The organism is Pantoea cypripedii (genome assembly GCF_011395035.1).
GTDB lineage: Bacteria > Pseudomonadota > Gammaproteobacteria > Enterobacterales > Enterobacteriaceae > Pantoea > Pantoea cypripedii_A.
In genome coordinates this window covers 661,928-673,350 of record NZ_CP024769.1, presented here as the reverse complement: position 1 = coordinate 673,350, position 11,423 = coordinate 661,928, and the positions used below count along the sequence as shown (strand labels likewise).

Sequence of the window (11,423 nt, the reverse complement as noted above, 5' to 3'; positions counted from 1 at the left end):
ATATCAATTCCCACAAAACAGGTCATATGGCCTCCGGAAAACAAAATGGCGTATAGTGTTAACCGGTTCCCGACCTCGTCATCAGAGATTGTTCAGCCTGCCTTGTGATGCGAAGTCAGTCTCGCGAGAGAAAGCTTCCTGGTACTCTTCGGCCTGGACAAGGAGGCGGGAGCCACTCTACAGACGAAGTCACTGTGATAGCTGCTTCCAGCGGCGCGCGGCTTCCCGGTTATCAGTTCAGATTTCAGAGAAATCATAATCTGACCCTCCAAACATACAAGCGGCGCGATTTATCGCGCAATGTTGAGCACGGAGCCGGTAAACTCCGTGCGATAAGTCAGATCGGGTTTTCTTTTGCCTGCTTCGGGAATTTATTACGCAGTTTTTGCAGTTTGGCGGGGATATTCATCATGCAGAAGGCATTTTCCTGGCCCTCTTTTTCCCAGAAGTTCTGATGGTAATCTTCGGCTGGATACCATTCGCTCAGCGGTTCAAGCGTGGTCACCAGAGGCTTACCGATTTCTGCCTCAGTGCGCGCGATACCCTGTTCAGCAGCAGTACGCTGTGCTTCTGAGGTTGGGAACAGCGCTGAGCGATAGCGAGAACGCTCAACGCCATCTTTGATATTCGGCTGGCTCGGATCATGAGTCGCGAAATGGATATCCAGCAGGTCATCGTAGCTGACGATATCGGCGTCAAACACGATTCTGACTGCTTCAGCATGGCCGGTGGTGTCGCTATACACCTGGTCATAGGTCGGAGAGGCCACATGGCCGCCGATATAACCGCTTTCAACTGAGATGACACCATCGATGGACTGAAAAATCGCCTCGGTGCACCAGAAGCAGCCACCGGCAAAAATCGCGCTTTCACTTTTCACGCTAACATCCTGACTCTGAAATAAATGATGGCGCTACCCTACATCACTGGCAGAGAAAGCGCCATCGTCAGCCAGGTCAGATGGCCTGATATTCACCGGTACCGTCCGGCCATGGCGTCAGCAGGTCAAACCCGGTTTCCGTCACCGCCACGGTGTGCTCCCACTGCGCTGACAGCGAGCGATCTTTTGTCACCACGGTCCAGCCATCGGAAAGCACGCTGGTGCCCGCTTTACCGGCGTTGATCATCGGTTCGATGGTGAAAATCATGCCTGCTTCCAGCGCCAGACCGGTGCCCGGGGTGCCGTAATGCAGCACCTGCGGTTCGCCATGATAAATTTCGCCGACACCATGACCGCAATATTCACGTACTACGGAGAACCCGGCTTTTTCCGCAATCTGCTGGATCGCCGCGCCAATATCACCCAGCGTAGCGCCCGGTTTCACTACGCGTATGCCCGCCACCATCGATTCGTAGGTAATCTCTACCAAACGTTTGGCGCGCACTGACGGCGTACCAACGAAATACATACGGCTGGTGTCGCCATACCAGCCATCTTTGATGATAGCCACGTCGATATTCACGATATCGCCGTCTTTCAACTTCTTCTCGCCGGGAATGCCGTGGCACACCACATGATTGACGGAAGTACAGGTGGTGCGGGTATACCCGTGATAGCCGATGTTGGCCGGAATCACTTTTAACTCGTTAACGATAAAATCGTGGCAGATGCGATCCAGTTCGTCGGTGGTCACGCCCGGTTTTACATACGGGGTGATCATTGCCAGCACTTTGGCGGCGTCATGACCGGCGGCACGTGCCAGTTCAATTTCCTGTGGTGAATGCAGTTTGATGTTGCTCATTACGCGGTTCCCTGCGGGGTCAATAAAGAGGTGTTAAGTAGCTTAGCCAGATCGGAGCCGCCGTCGATTTCCACCCGCATCAGCAGGCGGGTCAGTTCCTGATGACTGAGCTGCGGATAGAGTTCAGCCAGCATGCCGATTTTCATCCAATGCTCCGCCTGGGCGTTGATCGAGCGGCTTAACGCCGTACTCGCTACGCGCAGATTCTCGTGCATCAGATCGGAGATTTTTACGATACCCATCACATGGCCTATATGAAACGTATATGGTTTATATATAGGTTACGCCGGGTGCCTTAATTTTGGAAGGTAAAGTTTTGGCTGGTTCGTAGGTTAAGCGGAGAACACAACATTTCGCTTTCGTCGGACAACGTGCCGCGTTGTTACAAGGAACGTCAGCTAAACTGTCTGCATCGTAGCCAATAGTGGCTACCTGAAATCACTAAGGAGTGCCCATGTCTTATTTCAAAGGTAAGTCTGTCCTGGTGCTCGGTGGCAGCCGGGGAATTGGTGCGGCAATTGTACGGCGCTTTTGTGCCGATGGCGCGAACGTCAGCTTCACCTATGCCGGATCGCCAGACGCGGCCAGACAGCTTGCTGAAACGACGGGCAGCGTGGCTTTCCAGACTGACAGTGCCGACCGCGACGCCGTGATTGCCCGTGTGCGTGACAGTGGCCCGCTGGATGTGCTGGTGGTTAATGCTGGCATCATCGCCTTCGGCGATGCGTTAGAACAGGATCCTGACGAGGTTGAAAGGCTGTTTCGTATCAATATCAATGCACCTTATTTTGCCTCTGTCGAAGCGGCACGTCAGATGCCAGAGGGTGGACGCATCATCATCATGGGTTCGGTGAATGGCGATCGCATGCCTGTTCCCGGAATGGCGTCGTACGCCCTGAGCAAGTCCGCCCTGCAGGGGATGGCACGAGGACTGGCGCGTGATTTCGGCCCGCGGGGTATTACGATAAATGTGGTGCAGCCTGGCCCCGTTGATACGGATGCAAACCCGGCGGAGGGACCATTGAAAGATCTGATGCACGGATTTATGGCGATTAAGCGCCACGGGCGGCCTGAAGAAGTTGCAGGGATGGTCGCATGGCTGGCTGGCCCGGAAGCGGGCTTTGTCACCGGGGCAATGCATACCATCGACGGCGCATTTGGTGCCTGATTTATCCCTGATGCGGGAACATTCGCCCGCGCTGGCGGGCGTTATCACTCGCTTCTGAGCATCTCAAGCAATGCCTGTAAGGCGGGCGAGGTATTGGATTTGAGAAACGCCACGCTGACACCGATTGACAGCGTGCTGGGTGTCGGTTTCAGTTCGCGAAACACCACCCCCTGTCGTTTAATATTCTTCAGTGAGGAGGCAATCAGCGCGAACCCTTTCCCCTCGGCAATCAATCCAAGCAGAATGTGATGATCCGGCGGCTCTGGCAGCATCGTTGGCCGGAAAGCGATTTTATCGAAGAACGACTGGCAATAATCGTAAAAGCCGGGATTCAGCGGTCGCTCAAACCAAAACATTGACTCGTGGCTGAGATCGCTGAAGCTAACTTTGCGTTTACGCGCGAGGGAATGCCCGGCTGGCAGGGCTACAACCATTGACTCCCGGTGGACGACTTCTGCAGCCAGACCCGCAATCTCAGTATGCAAACCAATAAACGCCGCATCCATGATGCCGTTGCGGATATCCCGTACCAGGTTGATTGAGTGATTGCTTTTGGTGATCAGCTGCCAGTGAGGAAAGCGCTGCTGAAAACGGGAAAAAACATCGGGAAATACGCTTCTGTCAAAAACAGTGGTGTAGCCAATAACGATTTTTCCCTGAGTCGCGTCTTGTGCCGATCGGGCCGCCGCAATCGCTTTTTCTGCCTGTGCCAGCGTGCGTTTCACTTCCGGAAGAAATTTTTCTCCTGCCGCGGTCAGGGTGACGCCACTCCCGGTACGGATAAATAATTCAACACCCAGCTGTTCTTCTAATTGCCGGATTTGTCTGCTGAGCGGTGGCTGAGAAATATGCAGACGCCGGGCAGCACGCCCGAAGTTACGCTCCTCACTGACGGCAAGGAAGTAGCGGAACTGGCGAAGATCGATAGAAGTATTCATACCGAAAAGGTATCACAGAAAGGGTATTCGCCACATCCTTTCGCGGGTTGTAGAGTTCGTCCACTCAATCATCTCAGGAGAGAACTATGTCAACATCAACTCGTTATGATTCAGGTCTGGCAACGTTAAAGCAGGTAGGCGGAGCCGACTACGATGGCCCACTGAATCAGTTAAAAGATGTCGCACCGGATCTGGCCCGTTTCACCGTTGAATTTTGCTATGGCGAAATCATGTCACGCAGCGAGCTTGACTTGCAGACCCGCCAGTTGAGTACCGTCGCGGCTCTGGCGGCAATGGGGAATGCGCAGCCACAGCTCAGATATCATATTGCGGGAGCGCTGAACGTCGGCTGTGAGCCTGAGGCTGTCATTGAAGTGATCATGCTCTGTGCGGTCTTTGCAGGTTTTCCTGCCGCCGGGAACGCCATACTGGTGGCTAAAGACGTTTTAGCCGATCGTGGCTGCTCTTTTCAGCCAGTCATGCAAGCTCCCTCTGACAACCGCTACGCAACGGGAATGGCGGCACTGGAAGCCATCAGTGCCGGAGCGGGTAAAAATGTTACGCAAAGTCTGATGGGGATAGCGCCGGACCTGGCCCGGTTTGTGATTGAGTTTTCATACGGGGATATCTTGTCCCGGACGGTGATCAATCATCGCACGAAAGAGCTGGCCATTGTTGCCATGCTGACTGCGCTGGGCACGGCTCAGCCGCAATTAAAAGTGCATATCAGCGCTGCTCTTAATGTGGGTGCTACGCCCGTTGAGATTACTGAAGTCATACAACAGATGGCCGTTTATGCGGGGTTCCCGGCAGCCCTTAATGGCATCTTTGCGGCGAAGGACATTTTTAGTCGTCTGAACGATGCAACACACAACGATTAATCGCTCTTCCGGGCTGGCATTCACATCGTGAAAAAGAAAAAACCCGCAAATAGCGGGTTAAAATGCAGCAGATTTACTACCAGGAAAACTCTCGTTCGCAGCACGTTGCTGTGTGTCTGCTTTGCGTCGCTATAATAGCAACGAGTAATCAGATGTAAAGATAATGTTAAGCGAAGAAAATCGACCGTTATGATTAATTTTTTAATCAGATAATTCTTACATGACGACGGAAAACATCATTTTATGAAGACGTTATCTGTGCACAGAGGATCGCTGTGAGAAAATTTAACAGCTGACTAAGAGAAGAGGGGGTGCGACTAATAAAAAACCCGGCGCATAGCCGGGTGGTATAATCTGCACCTTTAATACGGAACCAGCAGAGTTCCTGAGGGCATATTATTACTTCAGGGGATTATTCCAATCGTTGAAATTTATTCGTTACGATAAGTGTAATTTATGGAGAGGGGGGTGAGCGACCTAACAAACTGATTCAAATCGTCTATTTATTTTCTTTATATAGTGTGGCACAGCTGTGTCGATTGATTTGAAATTAAAGTCATCGCTAGTGGAGTTAATGTTAACGCTTTATGGTCATTACGCATCAGGGCTTCCTTGCCCCTGCAACTGTCATTCCTGGACAGCCTGGCAAAAATCAGGTGCCACGCTGGTTATGCTGACCACCTTTTTTACCTGCGTCTGAGGATTTATCACGATCGTTTTTAAAATTACCGCCGCTATGCTGACCGCCTTTTTTGCCACTTTCAGATGATTTTTGTTTATCGTCAGAGAAATTTCCAGAACCGCCTCTATGCTCAGTCATAATATTTCCTTTTCATGAGTAAAAATAACATGACGGTAAAATCACGTCACGTGGGTGTTACGTGATTAATCGTAATGCAATATTGCGTTGATGCAAGTGATGGGTAAAATGAAATGATTTTTTTCGCAGGTTTTACTGAGCGGAGTTGCTTAATGTTATGTGTCGTAAAGGATTATTTGGTTTGTAAATTATTTTCCTTTAGTGAATAACCCATGGCATTAGCAGTTAATTAATTACATAAACACAGGTGGGTTCCATTTTCCATCACTGAGTGTGCGAGGATTATTTCTGAGAATTGTCTTAACAAGAAGGGGAATATATCGGAAGCAGGTCGATGTTACTCAATTGGCACTTTCAGCAGAGTGTACTAGAGTTGTCGCTGCGCCTGAAATAAAGGAGGAAACCATGTTAAATAATCTGCCACATTGACAACTCCCGCGGGTAAAGAACAATCACAAAAGGCACCTGGTCTGGACCCCGGCTCCTGGTGAAACAGAGCTGCGCCAGCCACAGCACAGCCCTGCTGGCAGTTACACCAAAGGCAAAATGTTTGCGGAGTAATTTACCGGGTTACCATTATCATCAATCACGTCATATTTAACTTTCTCACCCGTTTGGAGCGCCTCGCTGAGTGGTACGACTAACTGGGATTGGGGCTCAATAAGGAGATTTTTCAAATTATCGTGACGACCAATGGTGACATTAATACTCATGTACCAGGGAGTCGGGTTCTTTACAATCAACTGCCTGTCTTTTGCCATAAACTGGATTTTTGCCGGGTCGGCAATCTGCGGTGCATTAAGCCCCGCAGGTCGTACAAACACCTTAAGCCGAATCCGTAAGGGCAACACCACCTTCTTCTCAACTTTACTCATATCGTTTTTTAACGAGGGTATCTGATAAATATTCAGCCAATAGAGGCTTTCTCTGTCAGCAGGAATAGACCCCCTTGATGTTAACATCAGACGCAATGAACGGAGTTCACCAGGAAACATCTTCATAACAGGCGGTAAGGCTATCACCGGTGTTCTGCTTTGATCTGGCGAGGCATTGATGTCGCCATCATCGGTCCATACCTGAACAATGGTTGGGCTTTCACTGCTGTTAACTAAATTAATCGACTGCATATTCGCCGTAGCGTTAAAAATAACCCTCGTTTTGTCGACATTGACCACCGCAGAGGCATTGAAACTAGCCATCGTCATTATTAAAAACATTGTCTTACTGAAAGCTGATGACAACTTGCAATTGCGCATTGACTGTTCCTGCTGTAATAGTTTGCCCATCGATGGCTTCAAGAGAAGCGGTGAAATCCCCGCTATAGATGCTGGTGGAGTCTGATGAAACCAACGTAGTGAGATCTTTATAGGCATACCAGCCACGGGTATTTCCTGTTCCGGTGCTGGCGAGGTCAGGCAGCAGGTTTATTGCGGTGCCGCTACTGTTATAAATTTTGATTCCTACGCCAGATGCCACGCCGCTGCTGCCATAATTGGTATCAAGCAACCAGGTTAGCCCGCCGCCAGACGTGACCAGGCCCAGATTCGTTGCCTGGGTGACAGCGTTTGATTGGTTAACTAAAAAACCCATCGCGACATTTGCAGAACTTGAGGAGGATGTACTGGTGCTTGAAATCGCGCCTGATTCACACTCAATACTGACGGAGAAGGGGGCCTGGCTGCTGCCACCGGCCGAAAGTGTACTGATACTGACCGTAGGCAAAAGGACCACGGAAGGATAATCTTTGACCTCGCACAACGCGCCACGCACATAAGTCACGTCACTGTAGGTGCTCCAGGTGCCTGGCCAGTTGCCATACCAGCCATAATAATAGCTGGCGCTATCCATTCCTACCGTCAGGCTATTGGTATCCAGTCCCGGGCCTTTAAACGCAATATATCCCCTCGGCTGGCTCCTGGAATCAAGCCAATAGTTATCGGAGTTAGCATAATACGTCGTAGAGTCAATCTTAAACATTTCATACAGCACATTACTGAAGGCGCTGGCGGGTATGTATATATAAGTCCCATCGGAGTACCAATCATCGGACGTTAATTGCCTTTGTTTCCAGTAACGGCTGTAATATTCACCGGTGCTGAGGTTAGTCATGCGCACAGCAACATTTTTGGCCTGGTCGTAATAAGCACCATCGACTTCAGACGTGGTATATTTTCCGGTGTAGGCATCATCGCCATTTGTCGCATACATTTCATACAAACTATCGGCGTCTGCCACATCACAGCGATATAAAATCTGATTGGCTGTGTACGCGGTATTACTGGCAGCCGTCAGGAAGTTACCTACAGCACTCGCCAGTAATGTCCCCGAAGCCTGGAATGAGCTGCCGCTGTTGATACTGACTACTGCGGGCAACCCCATGTTGCCGTTGCAGGTATCACAGGCACCCGTCCACGAAGTAGCCGTATAGCCTGCCGCAATTGCGGCAGAAGATAAGGAAGATGAACTGGTGATTTTGGTGCAACTCGCCTGTATGGAGAAGCTAATAAAGTACAAAATAAATAATATGGGGAAATAAATTTTTAAACGCACAGGGTTATTCCTTGCTGCATGAGCTATTGAGGTGAATAATTCCTTCGTCATCACGTCCTGTAATCTGATAATTGACGTAACAGATGCTATTGGCTGAGCTGTCCCAGTTCACTTTTAATGTGCCGGAATCATGGGGCACGCGGGCATATAACTGTCCGCCCTGACCAACAACACCAATTAAGGTATTATCAGCATCACGAACTTCAGCGCCCATCGGCGGAACTTCACCATTACGCATAGTCAGATTAATTAACACGGCTTTACCTTTGATGGTGGCGAAGTTAATTTTCGCCACTGCTCCGGCATAGGGCACAACACGTTGGCTACCGCCACTCAGTTCGGCATCGGAACTCATATTCAGCGTATCGAGACTGACCGTATTGGCACGATAAGGTGTCAGCGAGGGCAGAATGGCGTAGCCAAAGCTATCGACTACCGCGCCCTGACCATTGTGCACTGCTGCACCCTGAGCACCATCAGCATGGATTAAGGCAAAGGTATCGCTGGTGTAAGGACCGAGGGTGACCCCACCGCTATGAATCAGGATGGTTCCTGATGCCCCCAGGCCTGCCTGCCTATAGTTACTTCCCTGACCATAATTGGCACGGAAGTTACCCACGCGCGTATTCTGCTGAATACTGCCACCAAAGGTGGTGGAACTGCTGTTGCCGTCTGACCGATCCTGATCGGTACCTGCATAGACTGAATAGCTCAAGTCGCGGTTTTGTCCGGCAGAACCGCTTAATGAAACGGTTGAGGAGCGAGTTTCCTTCGATTGGTTATAGTTGTACGCCACTGACGACAGGTTGTTACCCCAGTTAAGTGGAATAGAGATATTCAGAGAGACGGTATTTTCCGTATATTTCTGTTTGCTGGAGTCATCATCGGAATCATTGACGCTAACATTGTAGCGATCGTAGTTATAGGATGTGCGTTGCCGTGCGACATTGACGCTATAGCTAATTTTTTTCCAGGTATTGCTGTATCCCATCTGCAACTGCGTAATACGTGACTGATTATTATAGTAATCTGCTGTACTGGCGCTCAGGCTAATCATCCCGAGATCATCAAAAGACTGGCTGAGGGTGGCCGACAGGCGATTTCGCTGGTGCAAGGTATCTGAATAGTAGCTGACGCCTGATTGGTTCTGGCGTCTGACGCCCAACACATCTTCGAGGTCCCTGAAGCCACTGGTGGAGTAACGGTAAGCGGCCAGCACCAGGTTGGTCCCGGTCTGGAATGTTTTGCTGTAGCTGACTTCGGCACGCCAGCCGGTGACATTTTTATTTTGCTCGGCTTTAGCATCGGAGAAAGTGGTGTTAATACCCAGCGCACCCGCTTCGGTTGCCAGCACGCCACCCAACAACCATGCCTGGTAGTCTTTGGCCAGCCGTGAACCCGCGGTTGCGGTCAGTCGGTTGCTGATACCTTTCTGCAGAATCCCTTCAAAGAACTCATTCTGCACCGAGTAATATTGTCTTACCCGACCCAGAGCGAGGGAGTAACGCCAGTTTCCGGGACGAACTGAATCCGGAACGGAGGAGTAGGGCACGGTAAAAGTCGAGGTTTTACCGTTAGCTTCAATCACTTCAACTTCAAGATCGCCCTGGCTGCGGGTGTTATACAGATCGTTGATGACAAAGGGACCGGGCGGAACTGTGGTCTCATAGATCACTTTGTTTAACTGTTTAACCACCACACGGGCATTTGATGACGCGACCCCCCGCACTTCAGGTGCATAGCCTCGTCGACCCTGAGGCCACATGCGTTCATCAGTCGCCAGTTTGATACCATTAAAGGACAGGCTGCCGAAAAGTGAACTTTCGGTGTAGTTGTCGCCAATTGACATCAGGCTATTGATACTTTCCAGTGGATGCTGGACCCAGGTTTTCACCGCATTGTAGCGATAGCTACTGCCGCTGCTGCTGGTCTGGAGATAGCGTAAGTTTCCCTGGTGACGAAATTGCCAGTTGGCAATATTGGTGCCCGCGGTAATGCCGCTCCAGAGATATTGATAGCTGTAACCGGTACCCGGATTTTCCGTCCAGGTATAGTTGGTGTTATGGCGAATAAATAATGCCGTCATCCCATCATCCCACTCAGCAGCGGGAATATATCCTCTGGGTGTCCGCTGGAGATCGGCCATTGGAATCATAAACTGCAGGCGCAGGGAGGACTGGTCAAATTCCCACTTTCCGGTCTTCACCCACCACGCAAGGGGATGGCACTGTTCGCCGTTTTTGTCATCAGGCATTGATTTGATTTGCATTAACTTAGCGATGGAATCAGGAATGCAAGGCTCAGATTTTTCTCCGCTATTCACTACCGGGAAATTAATCTTAACGCCGGATTTGATCAATTGATTGTTCAGATAAATATCGACCAAATAGTTTCCCGCAGGCGTGCTGCTCTCATTAAATTTTTCGAGATTCTGGCCAAAAGCCGAGCCTTTGAAGAGTGATGAATCAAAATAATATTCATCACAAAAACCTTTGGCTGGCAAATACGTGGAAATAGTCAAAGCGAAAAAAGTGAATTTAACGTTACTGCACTTCAACCGTATAATTTTCACTTATCCTTGCTCCCTGATCATTAATAGCGGCTAGTGATGCCACACCTGCGCCCTGCAAGTGCTTTCCTGAAGCCGGAAACCAAAATGTTTGTTTAGAAAATGGTGCGACCATGTCCGGTCGGGCTTGAAATGTCTGACCTGAAATTTTCAGCGATACAGTAACAAGCGAGGCATGCCACGGTTGTGGATTATCAATCTCAAGACCATGGCCTTTTTTGCTGTCCCTGATATGGCGAATTTTAAGTCCGTCTAAAATATTGCCCGGCTTACCGATAGCAGCAGGGCGGTAGAAGATCTTGATACGATTGCGTAACATCACCATCATCGCATTTTGTTGTGTCGCACCTGCCAGATTTGTCGGTGGGATTTGCAAGACGTTAAACCAGAAAACGGATTCTCTATCCTGAGGCAGAGATTGATTGCCACTGAATATCACCCGAACGATTTGACCTGATTTAGGTTGAATACGAAATACCGGTGGCGTGACAATAAACGGCGTCTTAGCTGTCTGTTCCGGTCGGGAGTCGATATCACCGTCATCAAACCATGTCTGCATGACATAAGGCAGGTTGTCGTTATTTTTTAACTGAACATCAACTGACTTAGCATTAGCCGGATAAATAATACGACTTCCCTGAATGGTGACGCTGGCTTCAGCCGTTGCTGAAATAAAGTATGACAACAATAAAATGGTCAGAACTGTTTTTAATAGCGAGAGATGACGACTTACAAACATACCTGGATTCTCAAAT

The 11,423-nt window shown here is 49.7% G+C and carries 11 protein-coding genes; 2 read left to right on the top strand and 9 right to left on the bottom strand.

Features of this window, described 5'->3' with window-relative positions:
* Positions 1-337: 337 nt before the first annotated feature.
* The 3 genes from msrA to CUN67_RS23325 all read right to left on the bottom strand — a co-directional run bounded on the left by msrA (position 338) and on the right by CUN67_RS23325 (position 1,984).
* Complete coding sequence (msrA, locus tag CUN67_RS23335; protein WP_208717837.1) at positions 338-880, bottom strand: peptide-methionine (S)-S-oxide reductase MsrA; 543 nt, start codon at positions 878-880, stop codon at positions 338-340.
* Positions 881-956: 76 nt separating this feature from the next.
* Entirely contained in the window at positions 957-1,742 is a 786-nt protein-coding gene (gene map / locus CUN67_RS23330) for a type I methionyl aminopeptidase (RefSeq protein ID WP_208717836.1), read from the bottom strand.
* Positions 1,742-1,984: a ParD-like family protein gene (locus tag CUN67_RS23325; protein ID WP_208717835.1), complete on the bottom strand. Its 243-nt coding sequence runs from the start codon at positions 1,982-1,984 to the stop codon at positions 1,742-1,744. The genes map and CUN67_RS23325 overlap by 1 nt, the downstream gene beginning before the upstream one ends.
* Before the next feature lie 212 nt (positions 1,985-2,196).
* On the opposite strand from CUN67_RS23325, the gene bdcA reads away from it, so the two are divergent.
* Complete coding sequence (gene bdcA, locus CUN67_RS23320) at positions 2,197-2,910, top strand: SDR family oxidoreductase (RefSeq protein ID WP_208717834.1); 714 nt, start codon at positions 2,197-2,199, stop codon at positions 2,908-2,910.
* A gap of 44 nt (positions 2,911-2,954) precedes the next feature.
* Here the strand turns inward: bdcA and CUN67_RS23315 are convergent, their stop codons facing one another.
* A complete protein-coding gene (locus CUN67_RS23315) occupies positions 2,955-3,848 on the bottom strand; it encodes a LysR family transcriptional regulator (protein ID WP_208717833.1) in 894 nt (297 codons plus the stop codon).
* Positions 3,849-3,934: 86 nt separating this feature from the next.
* Between CUN67_RS23315 and CUN67_RS23310 the strand changes: the two genes are divergently transcribed.
* A complete protein-coding gene (locus CUN67_RS23310) occupies positions 3,935-4,729 on the top strand; it encodes a carboxymuconolactone decarboxylase family protein (protein ID WP_208717832.1) in 795 nt (264 codons plus the stop codon).
* 652 nt (positions 4,730-5,381) lie between these two features.
* On the opposite strand, the gene CUN67_RS23305 is transcribed toward CUN67_RS23310, so the two are convergent.
* The 5 genes from CUN67_RS23305 to CUN67_RS23285 form a co-directional block, all read right to left on the bottom strand.
* Positions 5,382-5,549 (bottom strand): general stress protein, encoded by a 168-nt coding sequence (locus CUN67_RS23305; protein WP_208717831.1) that lies wholly within the window; start codon positions 5,547-5,549, stop codon positions 5,382-5,384.
* Positions 5,550-6,079: 530 nt separating this feature from the next.
* On the bottom strand, positions 6,080-6,754 hold the full coding sequence (locus tag CUN67_RS23300; protein WP_254711422.1) for a fimbrial assembly chaperone: 675 nt from the start codon (positions 6,752-6,754) through the stop codon (positions 6,080-6,082).
* Between the two features lie 16 nt (positions 6,755-6,770).
* Positions 6,771-8,150 carry a fimbrial usher protein StbD gene (gene stbD / locus CUN67_RS23295; protein ID WP_208717829.1) on the bottom strand — a complete coding sequence of 460 codons (1,380 nt, stop codon included), beginning with the start codon at positions 8,148-8,150 and terminating at the stop codon, positions 6,771-6,773.
* Positions 8,104-10,671 carry a fimbrial outer membrane usher protein gene (locus CUN67_RS23290; protein WP_439332287.1) on the bottom strand — a complete coding sequence of 856 codons (2,568 nt, stop codon included), beginning with the start codon at positions 10,669-10,671 and terminating at the stop codon, positions 8,104-8,106. The genes stbD and CUN67_RS23290 overlap by 47 nt, the downstream gene beginning before the upstream one ends.
* The gene (locus tag CUN67_RS23285) at positions 10,643-11,407 is read right to left on the bottom strand and encodes a fimbria/pilus periplasmic chaperone (RefSeq protein ID WP_208717828.1); all 765 of its coding nucleotides are present in this window, start codon (positions 11,405-11,407) and stop codon (positions 10,643-10,645) included. The genes CUN67_RS23290 and CUN67_RS23285 overlap by 29 nt, the downstream gene beginning before the upstream one ends.
* Positions 11,408-11,423: the final 16 nt, after the last annotated feature.

Coding starts and splice junctions, on each gene's coding strand:
- CUN67_RS23305 (WP_208717831.1), bottom strand. CDS start 5,549: ATGACTGAGCATAGAGGCGGTTCTGGAAATTTCTCTGACGATAAACAA.
- map (WP_208717836.1), bottom strand. CDS start 1,742: ATGAGCAACATCAAACTGCATTCACCACAGGAAATTGAACTGGCACGT.
- bdcA (WP_208717834.1), top strand. CDS start 2,197: ATGTCTTATTTCAAAGGTAAGTCTGTCCTGGTGCTCGGTGGCAGCCGG.
- CUN67_RS23300 (WP_254711422.1), bottom strand. CDS start 6,754: ATGACGATGGCTAGTTTCAATGCCTCTGCGGTGGTCAATGTCGACAAA.
- CUN67_RS23285 (WP_208717828.1), bottom strand. CDS start 11,407: ATGTTTGTAAGTCGTCATCTCTCGCTATTAAAAACAGTTCTGACCATT.
- CUN67_RS23315 (WP_208717833.1), bottom strand. CDS start 3,848: ATGAATACTTCTATCGATCTTCGCCAGTTCCGCTACTTCCTTGCCGTC.
- stbD (WP_208717829.1), bottom strand. CDS start 8,150: ATGACGAAGGAATTATTCACCTCAATAGCTCATGCAGCAAGGAATAAC.
- CUN67_RS23325 (WP_208717835.1), bottom strand. CDS start 1,984: ATGGGTATCGTAAAAATCTCCGATCTGATGCACGAGAATCTGCGCGTA.
- CUN67_RS23310 (WP_208717832.1), top strand. CDS start 3,935: ATGTCAACATCAACTCGTTATGATTCAGGTCTGGCAACGTTAAAGCAG.